Origin of the sequence: Isoptericola sp. NPDC057559 (genome assembly GCF_042801555.1) — a bacterium.
Classification (GTDB): Bacteria; Actinomycetota; Actinomycetes; order Actinomycetales; family Cellulomonadaceae; genus Isoptericola.
On record NZ_JBHVFQ010000026.1, the window covers coordinates 30,633 to 57,090 of the forward strand.

A 26,458-nucleotide genomic window follows, 5' to 3' on the forward strand; every position below is an offset into this window, starting at 1 on the left:
CCGCCAGGCGGGGCTACTTGAGCAGCTTCGACATCCGCCGGTCGGCGAGCACCTGCCCGCCGGTCTGGCAGGTGGCGCAGTACTGGAGCGACCGGTCGGCGAAGCTCACCTCGCGCACGACGTCGCCGCAGACCGGGCACGCCTCGCCCGTGCGGCCGTGCACGCGCATGCCCGCGCGCTTGGCGTCCTTGAGCTCCTTGGCGGGCTTGCCCGCCGACGCGGCGACGGCGTCGCGCACGGTCGTGACGACGGCGTCGTGCAGGGCGGCGACCTCGTCCTCGGTGAACGACCGCGTCAGCTTGAACGGCGACGTCCGCGCCACGTGCAGGATCTCGTCGGAGTAGGCGTTGCCGATGCCGGCGATCGCCCGCTGGTCGCGCAGCAGGCCCTTGACCTGCTGGTTCCGCTCGCGCATGAGCGCGGCGAGCACGGCCACGGTGAAGTCCGGCGACAGCGGGTCGACGCCGAGCGTCGCGACCTGCTCCACCTCCTGCGGGTCGCGGACCACGTGGACGGCGAGCCGCTTGCGGGTGCCCGCCTCGGTGAGGTCGAAGCCCGCGCCGTCGTCGAGGCGCACCCGCAGCGCCAGGGCGGGCCCGCGGGACGAGCCGCCCATGCGGGGGCGCACGGGCGCCGTCGGCGCCTGGTCGGACCAGCGCACCCACCCGCCGCGCGACAGGTGGAACAGCAGGTGGATCGCGCCGTCGTCGCCCGCCGCGGTGAGGTCGACCCACTTGCCGTGGCGGGTGACGCCCGCGACCTCGCGCCCGACGAGCGCGCTCACGGGCGGGTCGAAGGTCTTCAGCGCGGCGATCGCGGCGACGTCGGCGGCGACGATCCGCCGGCCGGACGTCCGGGCGTCGAGGAACTCCGCCAGCGCCTGCACCTCGGGAAGCTCGGGCATGCCGCCATGCTGCCAGCACGGCGCGACGGCGACCAGAGATGTGACCGGAGGTGCGGCCGGACGTGCGGCGGCGACACCGGCCGGGGGAGGCCCGCCGCGCCGTTAGGCTGGCCCCCATGTCGATCGTGTCCGCCCGCCAGCCCCAGGGCGACCTGCTCCGCCTGTCCCAGCTCTTCGTCCGCACCCTGCGCGAGGACCCGGCCGACGCCGAGGTCGCGAGCCACCGGCTGCTCGTGCGCGCCGGCTACATCCGCCGCGCCGCCCCCGGCATCTACACGTGGCTCCCGCTCGGCCTCCGCGTGCTGGCGAAGGTCGAGGCCGTCGTCCGCGAGGAGATGGACGCGATCGGCGCGCAGGAGGTGCACTTCCCGGCGCTGCTGCCGCGCGAGCCGTACGAGGCCACCGGGCGCTGGACCGAGTACGGCCCCAACATCTTCCGCCTGAAGGACCGCAAGGAGGCGGACTACCTCCTCGCGCCCACGCACGAGGAGATGTTCACCCTGCTGGTCAAGGACCTGTACTCCTCGTACAAGGACCTGCCCCTGGCGCTGTACCAGGTCCAGACGAAGTACCGCGACGAGGCGCGCCCCCGGGCCGGCCTCATCCGCGGGCGCGAGTTCATCATGAAGGACTCGTACTCGTTCGACGTCGACGACGCCGGGCTCGACGCGAGCTACGCCCGGCACCGTGCCGCCTACCAGCGGATGTTCGACCGGTTCGGCTTCGAGTACGTGATCGTCTCGGCGCACGCCGGCGCGATGGGAGGCTCCAAGTCGGAGGAGTTCCTCGCCAAGTCGCCGATCGGCGAGGACACCTACGTGGAGTGCGCCGCCTGCGGGTACGCCGCCAACGTCGAGGCCGCGCACGTCCCCGTCCCCGACCCGGTGCCGTGGGACGACGCCCCGGCCGCCCACGCCGAGGACACCCCCGACACGCCGACCATCGAGTCCCTCGTCGGCGTCCTTAACGAGCGCTTCGGCCGCGACGACCGGCCGTGGCAGGCGGGCGACACGCTGAAGAACGTGCTGTTCCTTCTGCAGCACCCGGACGGCAGCGTCGAGGCCGTCGCCATCGGCGTCCCCGGCGACCGCGAGGTGGACGTCAAGCGGATGGAGGCCGCCTTCTACCCGGCGGAGTTCACCCCGTTCGGCGAGGAGGACTTCGCCGCCCGCCCGGCGCTGGTCAAGGGCTACATCGGGCCCGGGGCCCTCGGCGAGGAGAGCCCGTCGAAGGTCCGCTACCTCCTGGACCCGCGTGTCGTCGCCGGCACCCGCTGGGTCACCGGCGCGAACGAGCCCGGCAAGCACGTCATCGACCTCGTCGCGGGCCGGGACTTCACGGCGGATGGCACGATCGAGGTGGCGGAGGTCCGACCCGGTGACCCCTGCCCGAACGGCGACGGGACCCTCGAGACGGCGCGGGGCATCGAGATGGGCCACGTGTTCCAGCTCGGCCGCAAGTTCGCCGAGGCGCTCGACCTCAAGGTGCTGGACGAGAACGGCAAGGCCGTCACCGTGACCATGGGGTCCTACGGCGTCGGCGTGACCCGCGCGGTCGCCGCGATCGCCGAGGGCAACCACGACGAGAAGGGCCTCGCCTGGCCGATCCAGGTGGCTCCGGCCCACGTGCACGTCGTCGCGACGGGCAAGGGCACCGAGGTGTTCGACGCCGCGGAGAAGCTCGCCACCGAGCTGTCCGACGCCGGCGTCGAGGTGATCTACGACGACCGCCCCAAGGTGTCGCCGGGCGTGAAGTTCGCCGACGCGGAGCTGTTCGGCGTCCCGCTGATCGTGGTGGTCGGCCGCGGGCTGGCCGACGGCCTCGTCGAGGTGCGCCCCCGCGCCGGTGCGTCGGAGCAGGTGGCCGTGGCGGACGCCGCGCAGGTCGTGACCGCGAAGGTCGCGGAGCTGCTCGACCGGTAGCCCGGGGCTCGCGGCCCGGGTCAGTCCCCGGCCTGCTCCGGCAGGCCGGGGAACGGCACGGGCGTCGCGCCCCAGTCGTCGAGCGCGACGGCCGAGTCGACCAGCAGGTCCACCAGCACGGAGCGCGTACCGGCGGTCGTGGTGCCGACGAGCGTCGCGTAGTCGGTGGCGAGGTCGTTCTCGAGGTCGAGCACCAGGCCCTTGTCGCCGAGGTCGGCGACCCGGGGGACGGCGTACGCGGCGCGGCGGGGGTCCTGCGCCGTCGCCTGGGTGCCGGCGACGGCGGCCCACCCGTCGGCGCGCTCGGCGTGCTGGGCCACGCGCTCCAGCAGCCGCTCGCGACGGTCGCCGGAGCCGATCGCCGCGCGCAGCTGCAGGGCGTAGCGCGTGGCGTCCTCGGACACCACCAGCGTGCTCAGGTCGTGCGCGGTGAGGCCCTCGGGCACGGTGGCGTCGCGGGTCTCCTCCTCCTGCTCCGCGGTGTCCCCGTCGCCCGAGCCGCTCGGGGAGGGGGAGCCCGACGCCTCCTCGGCCGCGCGACCCGACCCGGTCGGGGCGGGGACCTCGGGCACGACGACGTCCGGCCCGTCGACGCGGGCCAGCGCCGCGAGCCGCTGGGCGGAGACCGTCTGCGCGGCCCCGACGGAGGCGACCAGCCGCGCCAGCGGGCCGTCGGTCGTGGTGCCGGCCGCGGTGCGCGAGCGCGCGGCGGCGTCCTCCAGCGCCTTGACCACGTCGGCGGGGTCGGCCTTGTCCCAGGTGGAGGACTGCGCACCGGTCGGCTCGCCGCTCGCGAGGCCGGACTCGTACTCGCCGCCCAGCGCCTCGGCCTGCGCGCGGGAGTCGGCCACGATCCGGGTGAGCTCGTCGACGAGGCGCTTCCGGTCGGCGGGCACCTCCTCGAGGGCGACCTCCGCGCCGTCGGCCACGAGCAGCGCGTCCGAGACGGCGGTGCGCCGCACCACCTCGTGGGCGTCGGGGACCGGCTCGGCGGCCGGCGGCGCCTCCAGCCGCACGCCGCACCCGGCCAGCAGGCCGACCAGCAGGACCGCCCCGGCGGCGGCCGCCCGGGGGCGGCGGCGGACGGCGACCCCGGCCTCGGCGGGGGCGGAAGGCCGGGCGGGGGCGGGCAGCGGTTCCATCGATGCCGATGATGCCACGCGCGCAGGGGCGTCGGTGTGACGTTCCTCCGTGCGGCCCGGCACGCCGCCGGCGCGAACGGGGCCGGTCGTTCGTTACGCTGGACGCTGCACACAACGACACACCGGCCGCGGGACGTCCCGGCGCGGGAGCACACGGCAGAACGACGTGACCCACGGGAGGCAGCGATGGCAGCGCAGCACGGCCGTACGACGGCGGCCGGGTCGAAGGCCGAGGCGGTGCGGAGGGTCGTGACCCCCGCGGTCGAGGCGGCAGACCTGTACCTGGAGGACGTCGTCGTGACGCAGGCCGGCGCGAAGTCGGTCGTCCGCGTCACGGTGGACCTCCCCGAGGACGCGCTGGGCAGCCTCGACTCCGACACCCTCGGCGAGGTGGCCCGCGCGATCTCCGCGGCGCTGGACGCCGACGACGTCGTGCCGGGCGCGTACACGCTGGAGACCTCCACCCCCGGGACGTCGCGGCCGCTGACGGAGCTGCGCCACTTCAAGCGCGCCCGCGGCCGCCTCGTCACGCTCCGGCTGCGCGACGGCGGTACGGCGGAGGGCCGCCTGACCGGCGTCGAGGACGCGGGCGACGCCGGCGCGGACGGCGAGGCCGCCGACCGCGGAGCGTGGCTCGTCCTGGACGACGGCACCCGCCTGCCCGTCGCCGACGTGCGCAAGGGGAAGATCGAGGTCGAGCTCAAGCGTCTCGACGAGGACCAGACTGACGCGGGCGACGCCCCGCAGGACGACACCACGGGCGACGCCCGTCACGAGAAGGGCTGACGATGGACATCGACATGAGCACGCTCCGGCTGCTGGAGCGGGAGCGGGACATCAGTCTCGACGTCCTCGTGGCCGCGATCGAGCAGGCGCTGCTGTCGGCCTACCACCGCACGCCCGACGCCTACCAGCACGCGCGCGTCGAGGTGGACCGCAAGTCGGGCCACGTCACGGTGTGGGCGCGCGAGGAGATCCGCACGCCGGACCCCGAGGACCCCGACGCGCGGCCCACGATCGAGCTGGGCCCGGAGTTCGACCACACGCCGGCCGACTTCGGCCGCATCGCCACGGCCACCGCCCGCCAGGTCATCGTGCAGCGCCTGCGCGACGCCGAGGACGACCAGGTGCTCGGCATGTTCCGCGGCAAGGAGGGCGAGGTCCTCGCCGGCGTCATCCAGCAGGGCCGCGACCCGCGGGTCGTGCTCGTGGACGTCGGCGGCACCGAGGCCGTGCTGCCCCCGCACGAGCAGGTCCCGACCGAGGAGTACGTGCACGGCGAGCGCCTGCGCGCCTACGTCGTGGAGGTCTCCCGCGGGATGAAGGGCGCGCAGGTCGTGCTCAGCCGCACCCACCCGGGCCTCGTGCGCAAGCTCTTCGAGCTCGAGGTGCCGGAGATCGCGGACGGCGCGGTGGAGATCACCGCCATCGCCCGCGAGGCCGGGCACCGCTCCAAGGTCGCGGTGCGGTCCAAGGTGGCGGGGCTCAACGCCAAGGGCGCCTGCATCGGCCCGATGGGCGCGCGGGTGCGCGCCGTGATGGCGGAGCTGCACGGCGAGAAGATCGACATCGTCGACCACAGCGACGACCCGGCCCGCTTCGTGGCCAACGCGCTGTCGCCGGCGCGTGTGACCTCTGTCACCGTGGTCGACGCGGACGCCAAGGCCGCGCGCGCCGTCGTGCCGGACTACCAGCTGTCGCTCGCGATCGGCAAGGAGGGGCAGAACGCCCGTCTGGCCGCGAAGCTGACGGGCTGGCGGATCGACATCCGCTCCGACGAGGCCGCGGCCCCCGGCGAGGACGCGACCGGTGACGCCGCAGGTGGCGCCGCGGTCTCCCGCGGGGCCGAGGGCTGAGGCCGGTCACGGCACGTGGGCGGTCGCGCTAGACTGTCGGGGACCGGGCCACGCGCCCAGCCCTCGACCTCCCCACGGACCATCCCGGATCGCACCGGGCCGGTGCGCACGTGCGTCGGGTGCCGGGAGCGTGACCAGCGGTCCGCTCTCCTGCGGTTGGCGCTCGAGACGTCGGGACGCGAGGAACGCCTCGTGGCCGACGTGCGAGGGTGTCTTCCGGGGCGTGGCGCCTGGATCCATCCGACGTCCGCCTGCCTGGCGCTCGCCGAGCGTCGTCGGGCCGTGCCGCGCGCGCTGCGCGTCACGGGTCCCCTCGACCTCTCCGGCGTCCGGGATCATCTGGAGCAGCTGGAACGTTGAGTCCCTCCGGCACGCGCCGCCCCAGGCGGCCGGGCCGTCGCGACCGAGCACGCTCGGCCGCATCCATCGAAGTCGACAAGGAAGCGGGTCAGAAGCCGATGGGCACCCGATGAGTTCCGTGCGATGAGTACTCAGTACTAACGACGGTCCTCCCTGTCTCGCAGGAGGGCCGAGACAGGAGAGTTGTGGCGAAGATCCGCGTTCACGAGCTGGCCAAGCAGCTCGGGGTGGAGAGCAAGACCCTGCTCGCCGACCTGAAGTCGGCGGGCGAGTTCGTCCGGTCGGCGTCCTCGACGCTCGAGGCACCGGTCGAGCGAGCGATGCGCACCAAGTACAAGGACGCGGCCCCCGCGTCCTCGGGCGCGAAGGCCGCCGAGCCCCAGGCTGCGGCGCCGCGCGCCGAGCAGAAGGCCGCGCCGTCGAAGCCCGCCCCCAGGCCCGCCCCCAAGGCAGCCCCCGCGCCCGCAGCCGAGGCGCCCGCCGCCCCGGTGGCGGACGCAGCGCCCGCAGCGCCCGCCGCATCTGCGGCGCCCGCGGCGCCCGCGGAGGAGGCCCCGGCGAAGCCCGCCGGCGCCCGTCCCGGCGCCCCGACGCCCGGCCCGCGCCCCGCGGCCCCCAAGCCGGCACCTGCCGCGCGCGAGCAGCGCGACGGCGGTCGTGATGGTGGCCGTGACGGTGGCAAGGGCGGTCGCGCGCCCCGCCCGGGCAACAACCCGTTCGCCTCGAGCCAGGGCATGCCCCGTCAGGGGCAGCGCCCCGGCGGCGGCGGTGGCCCGCGCCCGGGCAACAACCCGTTCGCGTCCAGCCAGGGCATGCCCCGTCCCGGCCAGCGCCCCGACCGCGGCGGCGACGCCGCGGCGGCGGAGCGCTCGGGCGAGCGCCCGGGCGGTCCCCGTCCTGGTGGTCCCCGTCCGGGTGGCCCGCGTCCCGCGGCGCCGCGTCCCGGCGGCCCGCGCCCGAACCCCGGCATGATGCCGGGCAAGACCTCGATGCCGCGCCCCGGTGAGCGTCCGGCGCCCGCGGGCGGCGGTCGTGGCGGCGGCGGTCGTGGCGGCGGCCCCGGTGGTGCCGGTGGCGGCGGCGGCTTCCGTCCCGGTGGCGGTGGCGGCTTCGCCGGCCGTCCCGGCGGGCGCGGTGGCGCCGGTCGTGGCGCCACCCAGGGTGCGTTCGGCCGCGCAGGTGGCCGTCCCGTCCGTGGGCGGAAGTCGAAGCGGGCGAAGCGCCAGGAGTTCGAGCAGATGCAGGCGCCGTCGCTCGGCGGCGTGCAGGTGCCCCGTGGCAACGGCTCGACCGTCGTCCGCCTGCGGCACGGCTCGTCGCTGAACGACTTCGCGGACAAGATCGACGCGAACCCCGCCAGCCTGGTCACGGTGCTGTTCCACCTCGGTGAGATGGCCACCGCGACGCAGTCGCTCGACGAGGACACGTTCGGCACGCTCGCGAACGAGCTGGGCTACGTCATCGAGATGGTGTCGGCCGAGGAGGAGGACCGCGAGCTGCTCGGGGCCTTCGACATCGACCTCGACGCCGAGCTCGAGGGCGAGTCCGACGAGGACCTCGCGGCTCGTCCGCCCGTCGTCACCGTCATGGGCCACGTCGACCACGGCAAGACGCGTCTTCTCGACGCGATCCGCCAGACCGACGTCGTCTCCGGCGAGGCCGGCGGCATCACCCAGCACATCGGTGCGTACCAGGTGCGTCGTGAGCACGAGGGCGTCGACCGTCCGATCACCTTCATCGACACCCCGGGTCACGAGGCGTTCACCGCCATGCGTGCCCGTGGTGCCCAGGTGACGGACATCGCGATCCTCGTGGTCGCCGCCGACGACGGCGTCATGCCGCAGACGGTGGAGGCGCTCAACCACGCCCAGGCGGCCAACGTGCCGATCGTGGTCGCGGTGAACAAGGTGGACAAGGAGGGGGCCAACCCCGACAAGATCCGCCAGCAGCTCACCGAGTACAACCTGGTGGCCGAGGAGTACGGCGGCGACACGATGTTCGTCGACGTCTCCGCGAAGCAGAACCAGGGCATCGACCAGCTCCTCGAGGCCGTCCTCCTCACGGCGGACGCCTCCCTGGACCTGCGGGCGAACCCGGACAAGGACGCCCGAGGCGTGGCCATCGAGGCCAACCTCGACAAGGGCCGCGGCGCCGTCGCGACCGTCCTGGTCCAGTCGGGCACGCTGCAGGTGGGCGACGCGATCGTCGCGGGCACGGCCCACGGCCGCGTGCGCGCCATGTTCGACGAGCACGGCAACGCCGTGACCGAGGCGGGCCCGGCGCGTCCGGTCCTCGTGCTCGGCCTCGCGTCGGTGCCGAGCGCCGGCGACACCTTCCTGGTGGCGCCCGACGAGCGCACCGCGCGTCAGATCGCCGAGAAGCGTGAGGCCGCCGAGCGTGCCGCCCTCCTGGCCAAGCGCCGCAAGCGCATCAGCCTCGAGGACTTCACCAAGGCGCTCGAGCAGGGCAAGGTCGAGACCCTCAACCTGGTCCTCAAGGGCGACGTGTCCGGTGCCGTCGAGGCGCTGGAGGACGCGCTGCTCAAGATCGACGTCGGCGACGAGGTCGAGCTGCGCGTCATCCACCGCGGTGTCGGTGCGATCACGCAGAACGACGTCAACCTGGCCACGGTCGACAACGCGATCATCATCGGCTTCAACGTGAAGTTCGGTGAGCGCGTCGAGGACCTCGCGGAGCGCGAGGGCGTCGAGGTCAAGTTCTACTCGGTCATCTACCAGGCGATCGACGACGTCGAGGCTGCGCTCAAGGGCATGCTCAAGCCGGAGTACGAGGAGGCCCAGCTGGGCACCGCGGAGATCCGTCAGGTCTTCCGCTCCTCGAAGTTCGGCAACATCGCGGGTTCGATCGTCCGCTCCGGCACCATCCGCCGGAACACCAAGGCGCGCGTCCTGCGGAACGGCAAGATCGTCGGGGACGACCTGTCGATCGAGTCGCTGCGCCGCGAGAAGGACGACGTCACCGAGGTCCGCGAGGGCTTCGAGTGCGGTATCGGCCTGGGGTCGTTCAACGACGTCACCGAGGGTGACATCATCGAGACCTTCGAGATGCGCGAGAAGCCGCGCGCCTGACGGTCGCGCCGCAAGGTACAGCCCGACGGCGCCCCACCCGCCCCGCCTCGAGAACGAGCGGGTCGGGAGGGGCGCCGTCGGCGTCGAGAGAGGGAGACACACGTATGCCCGGTAAGGCCGACAGGCCCGAGAACCCGCGCGCCCGCAAGCTCGCGGACCGCATCAAGGAGATCGTCGCGCAGCTGCTCGACACCCGGATCAAGGACCCGCGCCTCGGGTTCGTGACGGTGACTGACGTCCGCGTCACGGGCGACCTGCAGAACGCCTCGGTGTTCTACACGGTGCTCGGCACCGACGAGGAGCGCGCGGGGACCGGCGCGGCGCTGGAGAGCGCCAAGGGGATGATCCGCTCCGAGGTCGGCAAGCAGACCGGGGTGCGGCTCACGCCCACGATCGAGTTCTTCCTGGACTCGATGCCGGAGAACGCCGCGCACCTGGACGCCGCGCTCCTGGAGGCGCAGCGGCGGGACGCCGAGCTCGCCGCCCTGCGCGAGGGCAAGCAGTTCGCCGGCGAGTCGGACCCGTACCGCAAGCCGCACGAGGACGACGAGGACGCCGAGGCCTGACCCGGCGGTCCTGACCGGCGGGCCCGGTCGGCGTCGTGCGCGAGGATGGGGGCCATGAGCGCCCCCGACACCGACCTCGCCCGCGACATCGACCGGGCCTGCCGGCTCACCGGGTCGTTCACCCTGCGCAGCGGCCAGGTCGCCGGCGAGTACTTCGACAAGTACCTGTTCGAGACGGACCCGGCGCTCCTCGCGCGGGTCGCGGCGCAGATGGTGCCGCTGGTCCCGGCCGGGACCGACCTGCTCGGCGGCCTCGAGCTGGGCGGCGTGCCCCTGGCGACCGTGCTCAGCGCGACCACGGGTCACCCGGCGCTGTTCGTGCGCAAGGAGGCCAAGCGCTACGGCACGGCGAAGCAGGTCGAGGGGCCTCCCGCGGCCGGCCGCCGCGTGGTGCTGGTCGAGGACGTGATCACGACCGGGGGCGCGGTCCGCGATGCCACGCTCGCCCTGCGGGCCGAGGGCGCCGTCGTCGAGATGGTGCTGTGCGCGATCGACCGCAGCCCGGTCGGGACCGACCCGCTCGCGGACCTCGGGCTCGAGGTCCGGCCCGTCCTCACCAGGGCGCAGCTCGACGCGAGCCGCCCCTCCTGACCCACGACGACACCGGAGCACCCATGACCGCAGCCCCCCGCACCGCGCCGCCCCGCCGCCCGACGGCGCCCGACGGGTTCCTCGTCGTCGACAAGCCCGCGGGATGGACCAGCCACGACGTGGTGGGGCGCTGCCGCCGGCTGGCCGGCACGCGCAAGGTGGGCCACGCCGGCACGCTCGACCCCATGGCGACGGGGGTGCTCGTCGTGGGGGTGGGGCGGGCGACGAAGTTGCTCACCTACGTGGTCGGCGCCGACAAGGCGTACGACGCGACGATCCGCCTCGGCGTCGTGACCACGACGGACGACGCGGAGGGCGAGGTGACCGCCGCGGCCGGCGTGGGCGACGGCGTCGACGCCACGGACCTCGCGCGGGAGGTCGCGGCCCTGACCGGCGACATCCGGCAGGTGCCCACGACGGTGAGCGCGATCAAGGTGGACGGCAAGCGGGCGTACGCCCGCGCCCGCGCGGGGGAGGACGTCGTCCTGGAGGCCCGGCCGGTCACCGTGAGCCGCTTCGACGTGCTCGGTTCGCGGCCGGGGACGACGCCCGACGGGGTCGCCGTGCTCGACGTCGACGTCGCGGTGGTCGTGTCCTCGGGGACCTACGTGCGTGCGCTGGCGCGAGACCTCGGCGCCGCGCTCGGCACGGGCGGCCACCTCACGGCGCTGCGGCGCACCCGGGTGGGCGGCTACGACCTGGCGGGCGCGAGCACCCTGGAGGAGCTGGAGGCGCAGGCGGACGCCGACGGCGTCCTCGCCACGCTGCCGCTCGCGGACGCGGCCCGCGCGACGTTCCCGGTGCGCGAGCTCACCGCCGAGGAGGCGCGCGCGCTCGGGTACGGGCAGTGGGTGCCGGCCAGCGGGGAGCGCGGCACGGTCGCGGCGATCGGTCCCGACGGCGCGCTGGTCGCGCTGCTGGAGGACACGCGCCGCCGGGGCGAGGCGCTGGCGAAGCCGGTGCTCGTCCTCGCCCCGGCGGGCGGCTGACCGGGCGGGACGGGCCGACCGGCCGCCCGGGTCAGCCCTGCAGGGCCGGCTCGCCGCGGCGGGCGGCGTGCTCCAGCGCCTCGTCACGGGCGGCCTCGGCGTCGGGCTCGACGCCGCCCGCGGTGCGCAGGTGCCCCACCAGCGACAGCAGGACGCCCACCCCCGCCCAGAGCCCGAGGGCGAGCCAGGCGCGCCCGGCGTCTGCGGCCGGGAAGTAGGACAGGTCGCGCAGCAGGGTCGCGCCCGCGCCCGGCGGGAACCACTGGCCGATCGCGCCCCAGTGCCACGGGAGGAACTCGGGCGGCATGGTGGCGCCGGAGATCGGGTTGGCGACCAGCATCATCGTCACCGCGCCGAGGGCGATCCCGGCCCGGCCCAGCAGCGCCACGAACCCGGTGATCGGCGCCGCGACGGCGGCGAGGGCGAGCGCGGCGGCCCCGGCGTTGGTCCACCAGTCGCCCTGCAGCGCGCCGAACCACGACTGCAGCACCGCGACGAGCACGACGCCGCCGGCCGCGGCGTACACGGCCACGGCGAGCACCCGGCGCAGCGCGCCCACGACGAGCAGCGAGATCGCGATCCCGCCGACCATCCCGCCGAGGAGCAGGGGGAACATCGCCGCGGTCAGGCCGGCGCCGCGCGGGTCGTCGGGGGACAGGGGCACGACGTCGGTCACGGCGACCGTGGGCACCGCGGACGCGTCGGCGCCGGAGGCGAGCGCCTGCTGCGTGAGACCGGCCTGCAGCTGTCCTGCCGCGGTGGTGAGGAGCTGGGTCGTCACGGTGCTCGCGGCCGAGGCGGTCAGCACCTCCGGCGAGGCGCCGAGCACGATCGCGCCGTAGGCGTCGCGGGACTCGACGGCGGCGACCGCGGCGGCACGGTCCGCGACCGGGACGAGGTCGACGGCGCCGGGCTGCGCGTCGTCGAGCGTGGCGCCGAGGGCCGCGACGGCCTGCGGCGGGCCGGCGACCGCGACGGGAAGGTCCTTCGGCTCGGCCGTCACGGCCGGCCAGGAGAAGGCGAGCACGAGCACGCCCACGACGGCGGCGACGCCGAGCCCGAGGGCCACGACGCGACCCCACGGGGTGTGCGGGACCGGGCGCGGCGGGACGGCGGGAGGTGCGGCGGGGGCGTCGGTGGTCGACGACATGGCGGGCTCCGGGGTGCGTAGTATCAAAAACGAATGTTCGTTCTTTATGGAAAGACTGCTCCGGGGTCCCTAGACTTGTCAACCGTCCGCCAGCGCCCTCGGGAAGGGGTCCGATGCCACGAGTGACCGAGGCGCACCGCGAGGCGCGGCGCGCGCAGATCCGGGCCGCGGCCCTCCGGGTGTTCACCGCCAAGGGGTACCAGCGCGCCTCCATCTCCGACGTCGTGGCCGAGTCCGGACTGTCCGCCGGGGCGATCTACGGCCACTACGACGGCAAGCAGGCGCTGTTCGCCGCCGTCGCGCAGGAGGTGCTCTCCCGGCGCGGCACCGAGATCGGGGGCGCGTCGCGGGACGGGTCGCCGCCGCCGCCGCTCGACGTGCTGACCATCCTCACCGGGGGCATGGCGCGCGACCTCTCGGACGGGCGCGTCCTCGTGCAGCTGTGGGCGGAGTCCACCGTCGACGAGGTGATCCACGACGTGGTCCAGGAGGTGGTGGCCATCCTCAAGGGCGTGCTCCGGGACGCGCTGCGCGCCTGGTACGCCACGCGCCCCGACCTGGCGCCCGACGGGCCCGACGCCGCCGCCGACCTGCTCCTGCCCGTGATGCTCGGGCTCGGGCAGGGGTTCCTCATGCAGCGGGCCATGCTCGACGACTTCGACGCCGAGCGCTACCTCGCCGCCGCGGCGGCCGTCCTGCCGCGCTGACCCGGCGAGACCGTCCGCGACCTCGTCGTATCCTTGACGGCTGGCGCCCGGAGCGGGCGCCGGCAGCCGACCCTCGACGAGACGGAGCGCGACGCGTGCAGGTGTTCACGGACCTGGACCAGGTCCCCGACGGGTTCGGCCCGTCGGTCGTCACGATCGGCAACTTCGACGGCGTCCACCGCGGCCACCAGACCGTGCTGGGCCGGCTGGTGGGCCTGGCCCGCGCCGACGACCGGCTCGCGGTGGCGCTCACCTTCGACCCGCACCCCTCGCGGGTGCACCGTCCGGAGACGGCGCCCGAGCTGCTGACCGGCCTCAGCGACCGGCTGGACCTGCTCGGCCGCACCGGCCTGGACGCCGTCCTCGTCGTGCCGTACACGCTCGACCTCGCCGCGCTCACCCCCGAGGAGTTCGTCACCCGCTTCCTCGTCGAGGGGCTCGGCGCGCGCACGGTCGTCGTGGGCCACGACGTGCGGTTCGGCAAGGGCAACGCCGGCACGCTCGCCACGATGGTGGAGCTCGGCGGCACCCACGGCTTCGAGGTCGTCGCGGTCGACGACGTCGGCGAGTGCGCGCCCGGCAGCGCCGGGGCCGGCGAGCGCTGGTCGTCGTCCGCCGCCCGCGCGCTGCTGGCGGAGGGGGACGTGGCGCAGGCGGCCGAGGTGCTCGGGCGGCCGCACCGCGTGCGCGGCACCGTCGTGCACGGCGACGCCCGCGGCCGCGAGCTCGGCTTCCCGACGGCGAACCTCGGTCACGCGGAGGGCATGGTGCCCGCCGACGGCGTCTACGCGGGCCGGCTCCTGCGCCCGCAGCTCGCCGCCACGGACCCGTCGGACCCGGACGCCGACCTGCCGGCCGCGATCTCCGTGGGCACCAACCCGACGTTCGACGGCGTGGAGCGCCGTGTCGAGGCGTACGTCCTCGACCGCGACGACCTGGACCTCTACGGCGAGACGGTGGTGCTCGAGCTGGTCGAGCGGCTGCGGCCGACCCTCCGCTTCGAGGGCATCGAGCCGCTGATCGAGCAGATGCACGCGGACGTCGCGCGGGCGCGCGAGATCCTGCGCTGACGCGGGCTCGCCCGGCCGGCCTCACGGGCGGCGGGTGAAAGTCGCCACCGCACGTCACGGTCGCCGCGGGACCGCCTCCTTCCTGGCGTGACGGACCGGGCGACGCCCGGCCGTGGGACCCGGGAGATCCCGCGTCCCCGTCGCGGCGCGGGCACCGCCCTCCCTGATCCACGGCGGTGCCGCGTCGTCGCAGCGCGCGGTCCCGGGCCGCCTCCCTCGGCGGCCCGGGACGCGCCCTGCGCCGGGCCGCGCGCGTCCGGCGCCCGTGCCTTCGAGAGGGGCAGAGCCATGACGGCTCAGGAGACCACCGCGCAGCACACGCCCGATCCCGGGCACGACGTCCACTCCGACCCGGTCGGCCGCACGGTGCGCAGCGTGCGCCACGGCGGCCAGGTCCGGCCGCACCCCCGACCCCGCCCGCAGCCCGACCCCGACCCGGGGTCGTCGCCCGCGCCCCTGCTCCACGAGACGGAGCTGGCGGTCCTGCGCGACCTCGTCGAGGACCGGTTCGAGGCGACGACGTCGTTCGACTACCTGTTCCGCGACCTGCGGGGCCGGTTCCCCGACGGGCACCTGCCGGTGACCGGGGGCGGGGCCCCGCCGGACGGCCCGATCGCGAACCCGACCGTGACCGCGGTCGTCGCGTCCCTGAAGAAGCTCGGCGCGGCGATGATCGAGCCGGCAGGCCCGCCGAACCCGGCGCTGGACTCCACGGTCCCCGCGGCCTACACCTACTGGGGCCAGTTCATCGACCACGACATCACCCTCCACACCAACGGCCCGGACGGGCCGCCGGAGCCGGGGGAGCGGCCGCGGCCGGGCGACCTCGCGCTCGGCGACATCGTGGCCGACCCGTTCACGGCGTTCCCGCCGGAGGTCGTGGTGCGCAGCCTGCACAACGGCCGCCACCCGTACCTCAACCTCGACAGCCTGTACGGCAGCGGGCCCCGGTTCCCCGGGGAGCCCGGGCGCCGGACCACGCGCAGCGAGGCGGCCTACGCGACGAACGACCCGGCCAAGCTCGCCCTCGGGCGGGTGGCGACGTCGGCCGTGCCGGGGTTCGAGCTCGTGGCGCCCGGCGACGACCCGCAGCGCGACCTGCCCCGCTTCTCCGCGGCCGAGGTCGCGGCGCTGCCCGTCCCCGCGGCGGACCGTCCGGCGCCGGGGTCCGCGAAGATCCCCGACGGCCGCAACGACGAGAACCTCGTCGTCGCCCAGCTCCACCTGGCGTTCGTCCGGTTCCACAACGCCGTCGTCGACTGGGTCCGGCGCACCGAGCCGTGGCTCACGGTGGACGACCGGGCGGTCTTCGACCGCGCGCAGCGCCTCACGCAGCACCACTACCAGTGGCTCGTCGTGCACGACTACCTCCGCACGCTGACCAAGCCGGGCGTGCTCGACGAGGTCCTCGTGGAGCCGTCGCTGCTGTTCCGGCCGCGGCGCACGGTGGCGATGCCGCTGGAGTTCGCGGTCGCGGCGTTCCGGTTCGGGCACTCGATGGTGCGGGGCGGCTACGACTTCAACCTCAACTTCGGCAAGGTCGTGCCCCCGGCCGCGCCGCCCCGGTCCGCGTTCGCGAGCCTGGTGCAGCTGTTCGAGTTCACCGGCGGTGGCGGCCTCGTCCCGACGGGCGCGCCCCGCGGCGAGGTGCTGCCGTCCAACTGGCCGATCGACTGGTCCCGGTTCGTCGACAAGGGCGACCCCGACCGTCGCCGCTCGGCGGCGAAGATCGACCCGTTCCTCGCGGCCGGGCTGGCGACGATGCGCAACGAGGGCAACGACCCGGGCCTCGGTGCCGGGGTGGGCGCCCTGCTGAAGCAGCTCGCGCAGCGCAACCTGCTGCGCGGGTACTGGCTGTCCCTGCCCACGGGGGAGGCGGTGGCCCGGGCGCTGCACGTGCCCGCGCTGACCCCCGAGCAGCTCTCCCGCGGCGCCGCCCAGGACGTCGAGGACGCCCTGGCGGAGCTCGACGGCACGCCGCTGTGGTACTACGTGCTCAAGGAGGCGGAGGTCCAGGGGAACGGCAACTTCCTCGGGGACGTCGGCAGCCGCATCCTGTGCGAGACCTTCGTCTACCTGCTGAAGGCCGACGGCGACTCGTTCCTCAGCGCGGGCTGGACCCCGGCGCAGGGGGTGCGGATCGACGGCGGGAAGATGATCACGACGCTGCCCGACCTGCTCCGGTTCGCGGGCGTCCTCGCCCTCGACGGCGGCACGACGTTCCGCCAGGTCGACGGGCGCCCGGCGGGGCACGACGGCGACTGACCGCCGCCCGATGTGTCGTGGCCCACGTCGCGCCGCCCGCCGGCCCCCGGGGGGCGGCGCGCTGGTAGCATGGTGGGGCCGTATGAACGGCCGCGGATCCAGAGCGCCCCGGTGAACGAGTCCCGGAGCACCGCGCAACGACACCGAAGGAGAGCCATGCCGCTCGACGCTGCCACCAAGCAGTCCATCATCACCGAGTACGCCACTCACGAGGGCGACACCGGCTCGCCCGAGGTGCAGATCGCGCTGCTCACCCAGCGCATCAACGACCTGAACGAGCACCTCAAGGAGCACAAGCACGACCACCACTCGCGTCGTGGCCTGCTCCTCCTCGTCGGCCAGCGCCGCCGCCTGCAGGGCTACCTGCAGAAGGTCGACATCGAGCGCTACCGCGCGCTGATCCAGCGCCTCGGCCTGCGCCGCTGACACCGCCCGCCAGCCCGGTCACCTCTCGCAGGGGCCGGGCTGGTCTGGTGTGATGTCCCAGACGGCGCGACCGTGACGGTTGCGCCGGAACACACAGACCGCACGATGACGGGCGATCGCCCGTCACGCCACCACCGCGCCGCCGGATTCTCGTCCGGTCCTCGGTAGTGGCCCCCCGAACCGTCCGGCCCCCGGGGCCGGGTCCGGCTCCGTGGGCCTCGATCGAAGACCGCCGAGCCGTGGCGGCGCCCTCGAGATCAAGGAGGGCACCCGTGGAGGGTCCCGAGATCCAGTTCGCCGAGGCCGTCATCGACAACGGCCGCTTCGGCACCCGCACCGTCCGCTTCGAGACGGGCCGCCTCGCCCGCCAGGCCGCCGGCTCCGTCGCCGCGTACCTGGACGGCGAGACGATGCTGCTGTCGGCCACGACGGCCGGCAAGCACCCCAAGGACCAGTTCGACTTCTTCCCGCTCACGGTGGACGTCGAGGAGCGGCAGTACGCCGCCGGCAAGATCCCCGGCTCGTTCTTCCGTCGCGAGGGCCGCCCCTCGACGGAGGCGATCCTCGCCTGCCGCCTCATCGACCGCCCGCTGCGCCCGCTGTTCGTCAAGGGCCTGCGCAACGAGGTCCAGGTCGTCATCGACGTCCTGGCCATCCACCCGGACGACGCCTACGACGTGCTGGCGATCAACGCCGCGTCGGCGTCCACGCAGATCTCCGGCCTGCCGTTCTCCGGCCCGGTCGCCGGCGTGCGCGTCGCGCTGATCGACGGCCAGTGGGTCGCGTTCCCGAAGTACTCGGACCTCGAGCGCGCCGTGTTCAACATGGTCGTGGCCGGCCGCGTCGTCGGCGACGACGTCGCGATCGCGATGATCGAGGCCGAGGCGACCGACGACGCCTGGAAGCTCATCAAGAACGAGGGCGTCGCCGCGCCGACCGAGGAGGTCGTCGCCCAGGGCATCGAGGCGTCCAAGCCGTTCCTCAAGGCCCTGTGCGAGGCCCAGGCCTCGCTCGCCGCCCAGGCGGCCAAGGAGGTCAAGGACTACCCGGTCTTCCTCGACTACCAGGACGACGCGTTCGCCGCCGTCGAGGCCGAGGTCTCCCCGGCGCTGCGCGACGCGCTCGCGATCGCGGACAAGCAGGACCGCGAGAACCGCCTCGACGAGCTCAAGGAGGGCCTGCTCAGCGCCCTCTCCGAGCGCTTCGAGGGTCGCGAGAAGGAGCTGTCGGCCGCGTACCGCGCGCTGCAGAAGAAGCTCATCCGCCAGCGCGTGCTCACCGAGGGCGTGCGCATCGACGGTCGTGGGCTCGCGGACATCCGCACCCTGTCGGCCGAGGTCGAGGTCATCCCGCGCGTGCACGGCTCCGCGCTGTTCGAGCGCGGCGAGACCCAGATCCTGGGCGTCACCACGCTGAACATGCTGCGCATGGAGCAGCAGATCGACTCGCTCGGGCCGGTCACGCGCAAGCGCTACATGCACAACTACAACTTCCCGCCGTTCTCCACGGGCGAGACGGGCCGCGTCGGCAGCCCGAAGCGCCGCGAGATCGGTCACGGCGCGCTGGCCGAGCGGGCCCTCGTGCCCGTGCTGCCGTCGCGCGAGGACTTCCCCTACGCGATCCGCCAGGTCTCCGAGGCGCTGGGCTCGAACGGCTCCACCTCGATGGGCTCCGTCTGCGCCTCGACGCTGTCGCTGCTCAACGCGGGCGTCCCGCTGAAGGCTCCGGTCGCCGGCATCGCGATGGGCCTCATCTCCGACACCGTCGACGGTGAGACCCGCTACGCCGCCCTGACCGACATCCTGGGCGCCGAGGACGCGTTCGGCGACATGGACTTCAAGGTCGCCGGCACCAGCGAGTTCGTCACGGCCATCCAGCTCGACACCAAGCTCGACGGCATCCCCGCGTCGGTCCTGGCCGGCGCGCTGACCCAGGCCCGCGACGCGCGCCTGACCATCCTCGAGGTGCTCGCCGAGGCGATCGACGTCCCGGACGAGATGTCCCCGAACGCGCCGCGCGTCATCTCCGTGAAGGTGCCGGTCGACAAGATCGGCGAGGTCATCGGGCCCAAGGGCAAGATGATCAACCAGATCCAGGAGGAGACGGGCGCGGACATCTCCATCGAGGACGACGGCACCGTCTACATCGGCGCCACCGACGGCCCCTCGGCCGAGGCCGCCCGCGCGGCGATCAACGCGATCGCCAACCCGCACGTCCCCGAGGTGGGCGAGCGCTTCGTCGGCACCGTCGTCAAGACGACGTCGTTCGGCGCGTTCATCTCGCTCTCGCCGGGCAAGGACGGTCTGCTGCACATCAGCCAGATCCGCAAGCTCGTGGGCGGCAAGCGTGTCGAGAACGTCGACGACGTGCTGTCCGTGGGCCAGAAGGTCCAGGTCGAGATCGGTGAGATCGACCCGCGCGGCAAGCTCTCGCTCGTCGCGGTCACCGAGGACGAGAAGTCCGACGAGGCCGCCGGGTCCGACGCCCCCGCGGAGGCCTGACGCTCTGATGACCTGGCACCTCCCGCTCGTCCCCGCGGGCGAGCCCGGTGCCGACCTGACCGCCGGGCAGGACGGTGCGACCATCCGTCGCACCGTCCTGCCCGGCGGTGTTCGTGTGCTCACCGAGACGATGCCGGGCCTCCGCTCGGCGACGGTGGGCGCCTGGGTCGGCGTGGGCTCGCGCGACGAGACCGACGGTCACTTCGGCTCCACCCACTTCCTCGAGCACCTGCTGTTCAAGGGCACGCCCCGCCGGTCGGCGATGGACATCGCCGAGGCGTTCGACGCCGTCGGCGGCGAGGCCAACGCCGCCACCGGCAAGGAGCACACGTGCTACTACGCGCGGGTGCTCGACGCCGACCTCCCGATGGCCGTCGACGTCATCGCCGACATGGTCACGTCGGCCCGGCTCGACGAGGGCGAGCTCGAGACCGAGCGCGGGGTGATCCTCGAAGAGCTCGCGATGAACGACGACGACCCGGGCGACGTCGTGCACGAGGAGTTCTCGGCCGCCGTGCTCGGCACGCACCCGCTCGGACGCCCGATCGGCGGCACCCCGGACACGATCCGCGCCGTCCCGCGCGACGCCGTCTGGGAGCACTACCGCTGGCACTACCGGCCCGAGACGCTCGTGGTCTCGGCCGCGGGCGGCGTGGACCACGACGCGCTGGTGGCGCAGGTCGCCGACTCGCTCGACACCGGCGGCTGGGACCTCGCGGCCGGGGCCGCGCCGCGCGACCGCCGGGCCACCGTCGCCGACCGCGTCGGCGTCCCGGACGAGGGCGTGGAGCTGACCGTGCGGCGCCAGGTGGAGCAGGCGAACGTCATCGTCGGGTCCACCGGCCTCGCCGCCACCGACGACCGTCGCTTCACCCTCTCGGTGCTCAACGCCGTCCTGGGCGGCGGCATGTCGTCGCGCCTGTTCCAGGAGGTGCGCGAGCGCCGCGGGCTGGCCTACACGACCTACTCCTTCGCCTCCGGGCACGGCGGCCTCGGCACGTTCGGCCTGTACGCGGGCTGCTCGCCCGCCAAGGTCGACCAGGTGACCGAGCTGCTGGTCGAGGAGCTCGAGCGCATGGCGTCCGAGCCCATCACCGACGCGGAGCTGCGGCGCAGCGTCGGCCAGCTCTCCGGCGGCCTCGTCCTCGGCCTCGAGGACTCGGGGTCGCGCATGAGCCGCCTGGGCAAGGCCGAGCTGGTGTACGGCGAGCTGCTCAGCCTCGAGGAGTCGCTCGAGCGCGTGCGCGCCGTGACGGCCGAGGACGTGCGCGCCCTCGCGGCCGACCTGGCGTCGCGGCCCCGCTCGGTGGTCCGCGTGGGCCCCTTCGGCGACTGAGCGCCGCGCGGCGGCCGGCCCGGCGGGCCGGCCCCCGACCCGAAGAACGAGATCGGAGACCTGATCGCATGAGCAAGACCCTCTTGGTGGCCGTGCTCGGCGCGGCGGGGCGCATGGGCGCCACCGTCTGCCGCGCCGTCGAGGAGGCCCCGGGCCTCGAGCTCGTCGCCCGGCTCGACGCCGCGGACACGGTCGACGCGGCAGCGCTGGCGGGCGCGGACGTCGTCGTGGACTTCACGGTCCCCGCGGCGACCGAGGCCAACGTGCACGCCGTGCTGGACGCGGGCGCGCACGCCGTCGTCGGCACCACGGGCTGGGACGACGCCTCCCGCGGCCGGGTGTCCGACCACCTGGCGAGCGTGAACGCCGAGCGCGCCGGCGCCGGCCAGGCCGGGCTGGGCGTGCTCATCGCGCCGAACTTCGGGCTGTCCGCCGTGCTGGCGATGACCTTCGCGGCCCAGGCCGCCCGGTACTTCGAGTCGGCCGAGGTCGTCGAGCTGCACCACCCCGACAAGGTGGACGCCCCGTCCGGCACCGCGCGGCACACCGCGGCCGCGATCGCGCGCGCCCGGGCCGAGGCCGGCCTCGCGGCGATGCCCGACGCGACCGAGACGGGCCTCGAGGCGCGCGGCGCCGACGTCGACGGGGTGCGCGTGCACGCCGTGCGGCTGCGGGGCCTCGTGGCGCACGAGGAGATCCTCTTCGGCAACGTCGGCGAGCAGCTGGTGATCCGGCAGGACTCGTTCGACCGGGCGTCGTTCATGCCCGGCGTGCTGCTCGGGGTGCGCGAGGTCGTGTCCCGGCCGGGGCTGACGGTGGGCCTCGAGAACGTGCTGGACCTGTCGTGAGCGACGCGCCGCGCCGGCGGCCGCCGCGCGGGCTCGCGGGGGCGCTCGTCGTCACCGCGCTGCTCGCGCTGTACGTCTGGGCGATCGCCGGGCGCGGCGTCGCGATGGTCCGCACGGGCGAGCCCGTGCTGATCGCCATCGGGATCGCGGTGCTCGTGATCCCGCTGCTGGTCATCCTGCTCATCGCGAAGGAGTACCGGCTCGCGACGCGCGTGCAGCGGATGGCGGACGTCCTGGCCGCCGCCGGCGAGCTGCCGGTGGACGACCTGCCGCGCTCGCCAGGGGGCCGGATCGACCGGGCCGCGGCCGACGCGGCCTTCGACGAGCGGCGCGCCGTCGTCGAGCAGGACCCGCAGAGCTGGAAGGCCTGGTACCACCTGGCGTTCGCCTACGACGCGGCGGGCGACCGTCGGCGTGCGCGGGCGACGCTGCGCAAGGCGTCGTCCCTGTTCACGCCGTCCTCGGGCTCCTGATCGGAGCCGCCTCCACCGCGACCGGCTCGTCGAGCGGTCCGGCGGGGGCGTCGGGCCCCGCCAGCCGCGTCCAGCAGTAGAGGGCGTGCCGGACCCGTCCCGCGCGGTCGGCCAGCTCGCCGAGCGCCACGAGCGCGGGGGCCAGCCGGTCCGGCGGGACCGGCACGGGAAGGGCCGCGCCGGAGCGCGCGACGGCCGCGAGGCGCTCCGGCGTCGCCGCCGCGAGCGCCCGCGCGAGCTCGTCCGAGACGGTCACCACCCACGGGCCCTCGTCCGCGCCGTCGACGACGGCGCCGTGGCGCGGGTGGGCCGTGACCTCCGCGTAGGGCTGCCCGCACAGGGCCGCGGCGATCCGGCCGAGCATGACGAACGGCTCCACGGCCGGGAGGCGCACCGTGTCGAAGAGGGGCCGCCCCGACCCGCGCGCCACGACCGACGGGCCCACCTCCTGGTGCACCACCGTCGCGGCGACCGCGTCGGTGGGCGCCGCGAAGTAGTCCGTGACGATCGGTACCCGGAGGCCCCTTCGCGCAGCGCCGGCGTGATCCATGCGAGCACGGTGGCACCGCGGTGCTACGGGCGCGTCACGGCGTCGTGACGGTCCGGCTACGGGTCGGGCGCGGTGCCTGCCGGGGTCGGGCTACGAGGCCTGCCGGGGGAAGGCCTGGCGCGCCACGAGCACCGCGACGAGCGCGACGGCGACGATGGCGGCGCCGGCCAACGCGAGGGTGCGGGGGCCGGGCCCGGCGACGATCGCGGCGCCCACGGCCGCGCCGAGGCCGATCCCGAAGTTGGAGGTCGCGTTGACGAAGGCGCCCGCGACGTCGGGCGTCGCCCCCTGGGTCCGCAGAGCGGCCGCCTGGAAGGTCGCAGGGATCGCGCCGAACGCGGCGAGCCAGACGCCCGCGGCGACGAGCACGCCCACGGCGCCGGGGAGCGCGAGCGCCACGCCGACGAGCGCGACGGCGATCGTGGCCATCGCGACGATCGTCAGGGCGCGAGGGCTGCGGTCGAGGTAGCGGGCGGCGCCCCACAGGCCGACGAGGCCGAGCGCCCCGAACACGAGCAGCGCGGGGCCGACGGCGGGCTCCGACAGGCCGGCGGCCAGCAGGATCACCGAGATGTAGGTGTAGACCGTGTACTGGCCGCCGAACAGCACGGTGTTGGTGCCGACGACGAGCCCCAGCCGGGCGCGCCCGCGGCGGGCGGCCTCGGCGTCGCGCGGCGCGGCCGGCTCGACCGCGACGGACGGCAGGAGCCGCGCGACGAGCAGCGCCGTGACCGCGCAGACGGCGGCGAGGACCCCGAACGACCAGCGCCAGCCCACGGCGGCGCCCAGCGAGGTGGACAGCGGCACGCCCAGCACGAAACCGAGGGTGCCCCCGGCGGTGACGAGGGTGAGCGCCCGGCCCGTGTACAGGGGGCTGACGAGCCGCGCGGCGTACGCGATCGACACGGAGAAGAAGATCGCGTGCCCGAGGCCGCCGAGCACCCGCGCCCCGGCCACGACCGCGTAGGACGGCGCCACGGCGACCAGCACGTTGCTCGCCGCGTAGGTGACGAGGGTGCCGAGCAGCAGCGGCTTGCGGGCGAGCGAGCGGGTGGCGACCGTCAGCGGCACGGCGCACGCGGCGACCACGAACGCGTACACGGTGACCAGCAGCCCCGCGGTGGACTCGCTCACCCCGACGCCCCGCGCGACCTGCGGCAGCAGCCCCACCGGCAGCACCTCGGTGGTGATGGCGACGAAGTTGGCCACGCCGAGCACGGCGATCCCGGCCGCCGCGTCGCGCACGGTGCGGTGGGTCAGGGGGGCGGGCTCGCGGGCTGGTTCGCGGGCAGGGTCGGACGGGGGACCGGCGGGGTGTGGCACCGCCTCATCCTGCCACCGGCGCCCCCGCGGCGAGGGGCGCGTCCGCCGCGCCGTCGGCCACCAGGCGGCCGTCGACGAGGCGCACGACGGCGTCCACGGGGCCGAGCGTCGACTCGTCGTGCGTGACCAGCACGGTGGCGGCGCCGCACTCGCGGGCGAGGGAGGTGACCAGCTCGACGACGGCCAGCCCGCGGCCGTGGTCCAGGGCGGAGGTGGGCTCGTCCACGAGGAGCACGTCGGGCCGGGTCGCGAGGGCGCGCGCGATGGCCACGCGCTGGCGCTGGCCGCCCGACAGCGCGGCGGGTCGCCGGTGCGCCTGGTCGGCGAGGCCGACCGCGTCGAGGAGCTCGAGGGCGCGTTCGCGCAGGCTGGAGGGCCGCCGCCCGCGCAGGTGCGCGAGCAGCTCGATCTGCTCGACGGCGGTCAGCGAGGCGAGCAGCTGCGGCTGCTGGAAGACGATCCCGACGTGGTCGCGGCGCACGCGGGTGGCCTCGGCGACGCTCGTCGTGGGGGAGAGGACCGGCGCGTCCGGGCCGGTGCCGATGGTCACGGTGCCCGAGGTCGGGCGGGTGAGCCCGCCCGCCACGGCGAGCAGGCTCGACTTGCCCGAGCCGGACGGGCCGACGAGCGCGGTCGTCGTGCCCGCGGGCACGGTGAGGGAGACGTCGTCGACGGCGGTGAGCGTCGAGGCGCCGTCGGGGTAGACGAGGGTGATGCGGTCGAGGTGCAGGTCCATGGGGATCTCCAGGCAGTTCGGGGCGAGGGCTGGTCGGGGCGAGGGCTGGTCGGGACGAGGGCGGGTCAGCGGGCGGCGAGCGCGGCGTGCGGGTCGACGCGGGTGATCCGCGCGACGGCGAGGCCGGCGCCGGCGACGCCCAGCACCACCAGCAGGGCCGCGGGCAGCACGGTCGTGGCGACCGAGACCACCACCGGCACGGCGGCGGGGAGCAGGGCGGCCGCCCCCGCGGCGAGGAGCGCGCCGAGGGTCACGCCGCCGAGGAGCACGACGACGGCCTGCCCGATCGCGTCGCGCAGCAGGTAGCGGGTGGAGGCGCCCAGGGCCTTGAGGACGGCGACGTCGCCGCTGCGCCCCACGGTCCACACGGTGAAGAACGCGCCGACGACCAGCGCCGAGATCGCCAGGAGGAACGCCTGCATGGTGGTGAGCGAGCCGTTCTCCGCCGCGAACGAGCCGACGGCGGACCGCGCGTCGCGCGGGGTGAGCACGGTGGTGCCCGTGGCGTCCGCCGCGGCGGCGAGCGCGTCGCCGTCCAGGTCGTCGCTCAGCGCGACGGCGGTCGCGACGTCACCACCGGCGGCGTCGGCACCGCGGCCGGCGGGCGCGCCCACCGCCTGCCAGTCGTCGAGGGTCGTCCAGACCACGGGGGTGTGGGCGTAGGAGGCGTCGTCGGTCACCACCTGCGCGACCTTCAGGTCCTGGCCCGCGACGACGAGGGTGTCACCGGCCTGCGCGCCGAGGTCGTCGGCGGCGCCCGCGGAGAGCACGACCTCGCCGTCGGCGACGTCGGCGGCGTCCGGCACCAGGCCGGACCCGGGCTGCACGCCGAGCACGGTGACCGACGTGCCGCCCGTGGCGCCGTCGAGCGTCGCGCGCGTGGTCGCGATGCCGAGCGGCTCCGCGTCGGAGACCCCGTCCTGGTCGGCCCACGCGGCGACGTCGGACCCGTCCACCTGGGAGGCCGTGAAGTCGACCGCGGCACCGTCCGGCACGGACAGGGCGACGTGGTCGACGGGGAGGTCGGTGATCGCGGAGGTCGACTCCCGCGCGAGCCCCGCGGTGAGGGACGCGAGGAACGTCACGAGGAACGTGACGAGGACGACGACGACGGACACGAGGGCGAACCGGCCACGGGCGTGGCGCAGGTCGCGCAGGGCGACGAACACAGGGACCTCCGGGTGCTACGACGGGGACTTCGGCGGGTACCCCTCGAGACTCCCGCCGGAGGGCGCCGGGCGGATCCGGCCCGCGGCCGGTCCGCGGCGGCCGCGAGGCGGAGGCCCGGCTCCACCTTTCGGCCGATGCGGCGCGCCCGCGCGTGGCTACGGTGAAGCCATGCCCGCACGTCCCGCCCCCGCGCCCGGCGACGCCGCGTCTCCCGCGGCCCGTCGTCCTGCCCGGACCCCGGCCGACGGGGCCGCGGCAGAACGGCAGGCGGCCGCGCACCCGGTGCTCGCCACGACGCGGGTGCTGCAGGGCGGCCTCGACGTGCTGGTCGTCGGCCTGGTGCTGCTCGCGGTCGGGCAGGTGCTCGTGGCGGGCGGCGGCCGAGGGGGGCCCGTCGTCGTCGTGCTGCTCGCGGCGGCCGTGCTCGCCGTCTACGCCCTGGGCCGCCTGCGCGTGCGCGTCGCGGACCGCCCGATCAGCGCGC

The 26,458-nt window shown here is 75.2% G+C and carries 23 protein-coding genes and 1 pseudogene; 17 read left to right on the forward strand and 7 right to left on the reverse strand.

The genetic code is table 11. From position 1 onward, the window contains the following. Positions 1 to 13 precede the first annotated feature (13 nt). Positions 14 to 904 carry a DNA-formamidopyrimidine glycosylase family protein gene (locus ACFU5J_RS18385; RefSeq protein ID WP_430579687.1) on the reverse strand — a complete coding sequence of 297 codons (891 nt, stop codon included), beginning with the start codon at positions 902 to 904 and terminating at the stop codon, positions 14 to 16. A 116-nt stretch (positions 905 to 1,020) separates the two neighbouring features. On the opposite strand from ACFU5J_RS18385, the gene ACFU5J_RS18390 reads away from it, so the two are divergent. Further along, on the forward strand, positions 1,021 to 2,826 hold the full coding sequence (locus ACFU5J_RS18390; protein ID WP_430579688.1) for a proline--tRNA ligase: 1,806 nt from the start codon (positions 1,021 to 1,023) through the stop codon (positions 2,824 to 2,826). Between the two features lie 20 nt (positions 2,827 to 2,846). Here ACFU5J_RS18390 and ACFU5J_RS18395 read toward each other — a convergent pair whose 3' ends face one another. After that, the gene (locus ACFU5J_RS18395) at positions 2,847 to 3,968 is read right to left on the reverse strand and encodes a DUF4439 domain-containing protein (RefSeq protein WP_430579689.1); all 1,122 of its coding nucleotides are present in this window, start codon (positions 3,966 to 3,968) and stop codon (positions 2,847 to 2,849) included. A 186-nt stretch (positions 3,969 to 4,154) separates the two neighbouring features. On the opposite strand from ACFU5J_RS18395, the gene rimP reads away from it, so the two are divergent. From rimP to truB, 7 genes are all read left to right on the forward strand, one after another. After that, complete coding sequence (gene rimP / locus ACFU5J_RS18400; RefSeq protein WP_430575163.1) at positions 4,155 to 4,754, forward strand: ribosome maturation factor RimP; 600 nt, start codon at positions 4,155 to 4,157, stop codon at positions 4,752 to 4,754. A gap of 2 nt (positions 4,755 to 4,756) precedes the next feature. Continuing rightward, positions 4,757 to 5,824, forward strand: coding sequence for a transcription termination factor NusA (gene nusA / locus ACFU5J_RS18405; protein ID WP_430575164.1), 1,068 nt, complete (start codon positions 4,757 to 4,759; stop codon positions 5,822 to 5,824). 102 nt (positions 5,825 to 5,926) lie between these two features. Then, on the forward strand, positions 5,927 to 6,184 hold the full coding sequence (locus ACFU5J_RS18410; RefSeq protein ID WP_430575165.1) for a YlxR family protein: 258 nt from the start codon (positions 5,927 to 5,929) through the stop codon (positions 6,182 to 6,184). 185 nt (positions 6,185 to 6,369) lie between these two features. Next, entirely contained in the window at positions 6,370 to 9,273 is a 2,904-nt protein-coding gene (infB, locus tag ACFU5J_RS18415) for a translation initiation factor IF-2 (protein ID WP_430579690.1), read from the forward strand. Positions 9,274 to 9,377: 104 nt separating this feature from the next. Continuing rightward, positions 9,378 to 9,839 (forward strand): 30S ribosome-binding factor RbfA, encoded by a 462-nt coding sequence (rbfA, locus tag ACFU5J_RS18420; RefSeq protein WP_430575167.1) that lies wholly within the window; start codon positions 9,378 to 9,380, stop codon positions 9,837 to 9,839. Between the two features lie 54 nt (positions 9,840 to 9,893). Beyond that, entirely contained in the window at positions 9,894 to 10,430 is a 537-nt protein-coding gene (gene pyrE / locus ACFU5J_RS18425; RefSeq protein WP_430579691.1) for an orotate phosphoribosyltransferase, read from the forward strand. Positions 10,431 to 10,453: 23 nt separating this feature from the next. Further along, positions 10,454 to 11,419, forward strand: coding sequence for a tRNA pseudouridine(55) synthase TruB (truB, locus tag ACFU5J_RS18430; protein ID WP_430579692.1), 966 nt, complete (start codon positions 10,454 to 10,456; stop codon positions 11,417 to 11,419). Between the two features lie 31 nt (positions 11,420 to 11,450). Here the strand turns inward: truB and ACFU5J_RS18435 are convergent, their stop codons facing one another. Then, entirely contained in the window at positions 11,451 to 12,569 is a 1,119-nt protein-coding gene (locus ACFU5J_RS18435; RefSeq protein WP_430579693.1) for an ABC transporter permease, read from the reverse strand. 113 nt (positions 12,570 to 12,682) lie between these two features. On the opposite strand from ACFU5J_RS18435, the gene ACFU5J_RS18440 reads away from it, so the two are divergent. From ACFU5J_RS18440 to ACFU5J_RS18475, 8 genes are all read left to right on the forward strand, one after another. Continuing rightward, positions 12,683 to 13,276 carry a TetR/AcrR family transcriptional regulator gene (locus ACFU5J_RS18440; protein WP_430575171.1) on the forward strand — a complete coding sequence of 198 codons (594 nt, stop codon included), beginning with the start codon at positions 12,683 to 12,685 and terminating at the stop codon, positions 13,274 to 13,276. A gap of 95 nt (positions 13,277 to 13,371) precedes the next feature. Further along, complete coding sequence (locus ACFU5J_RS18445) at positions 13,372 to 14,346, forward strand: bifunctional riboflavin kinase/FAD synthetase (RefSeq protein ID WP_430575172.1); 975 nt, start codon at positions 13,372 to 13,374, stop codon at positions 14,344 to 14,346. A 288-nt stretch (positions 14,347 to 14,634) separates the two neighbouring features. Further along, entirely contained in the window at positions 14,635 to 16,611 is a 1,977-nt protein-coding gene (locus ACFU5J_RS18450) for a heme peroxidase family protein (protein ID WP_430579694.1), read from the forward strand. 156 nt (positions 16,612 to 16,767) lie between these two features. Continuing rightward, positions 16,768 to 17,037: a 30S ribosomal protein S15 gene (gene rpsO / locus ACFU5J_RS18455; protein WP_380243829.1), complete on the forward strand. Its 270-nt coding sequence runs from the start codon at positions 16,768 to 16,770 to the stop codon at positions 17,035 to 17,037. A gap of 272 nt (positions 17,038 to 17,309) precedes the next feature. Next, positions 17,310 to 19,538 carry a polyribonucleotide nucleotidyltransferase gene (locus tag ACFU5J_RS18460; RefSeq protein WP_430575174.1) on the forward strand — a complete coding sequence of 743 codons (2,229 nt, stop codon included), beginning with the start codon at positions 17,310 to 17,312 and terminating at the stop codon, positions 19,536 to 19,538. 7 nt (positions 19,539 to 19,545) lie between these two features. Then, on the forward strand, positions 19,546 to 20,874 hold the full coding sequence (locus ACFU5J_RS18465) for a M16 family metallopeptidase (protein WP_430579695.1): 1,329 nt from the start codon (positions 19,546 to 19,548) through the stop codon (positions 20,872 to 20,874). A gap of 68 nt (positions 20,875 to 20,942) precedes the next feature. Beyond that, positions 20,943 to 21,722: a 4-hydroxy-tetrahydrodipicolinate reductase gene (gene dapB, locus ACFU5J_RS18470; protein WP_430575176.1), complete on the forward strand. Its 780-nt coding sequence runs from the start codon at positions 20,943 to 20,945 to the stop codon at positions 21,720 to 21,722. Then, on the forward strand, positions 21,719 to 22,195 hold the full coding sequence (locus tag ACFU5J_RS18475; RefSeq protein WP_430575177.1) for a hypothetical protein: 477 nt from the start codon (positions 21,719 to 21,721) through the stop codon (positions 22,193 to 22,195). The genes dapB and ACFU5J_RS18475 overlap by 4 nt, the downstream gene beginning before the upstream one ends. On the opposite strand, the gene ACFU5J_RS18480 is transcribed toward ACFU5J_RS18475, so the two are convergent. The 4 genes from ACFU5J_RS18480 to ACFU5J_RS18495 all read right to left on the reverse strand — a co-directional run bounded on the left by ACFU5J_RS18480 (position 22,173) and on the right by ACFU5J_RS18495 (position 25,973). Next, on the reverse strand, positions 22,173 to 22,745 hold the full coding sequence (locus tag ACFU5J_RS18480; RefSeq protein WP_430579696.1) for a hypothetical protein: 573 nt from the start codon (positions 22,743 to 22,745) through the stop codon (positions 22,173 to 22,175). The two genes, ACFU5J_RS18475 and ACFU5J_RS18480, sit on opposite strands and share 23 nt — an antisense overlap. A 90-nt stretch (positions 22,746 to 22,835) precedes the next feature. Beyond that, a complete protein-coding gene (locus ACFU5J_RS18485; RefSeq protein ID WP_430575179.1) occupies positions 22,836 to 24,068 on the reverse strand; it encodes an MFS transporter in 1,233 nt (410 codons plus the stop codon). 4 nt (positions 24,069 to 24,072) lie between these two features. Next, positions 24,073 to 24,804, reverse strand: coding sequence for an ABC transporter ATP-binding protein (locus ACFU5J_RS18490; RefSeq protein WP_430579697.1), 732 nt, complete (start codon positions 24,802 to 24,804; stop codon positions 24,073 to 24,075). 65 nt (positions 24,805 to 24,869) lie between these two features. After that, on the reverse strand, positions 24,870 to 25,973 hold the full coding sequence (locus ACFU5J_RS18495) for an FtsX-like permease family protein (protein ID WP_430579698.1): 1,104 nt from the start codon (positions 25,971 to 25,973) through the stop codon (positions 24,870 to 24,872). A gap of 169 nt (positions 25,974 to 26,142) precedes the next feature. On the opposite strand from ACFU5J_RS18495, the pseudogene ACFU5J_RS18500 reads away from it, so the two are divergent. After that, positions 26,143 to 26,458 (forward strand): annotated as a pseudogene (locus tag ACFU5J_RS18500) (hypothetical protein); the annotation flags it as partial.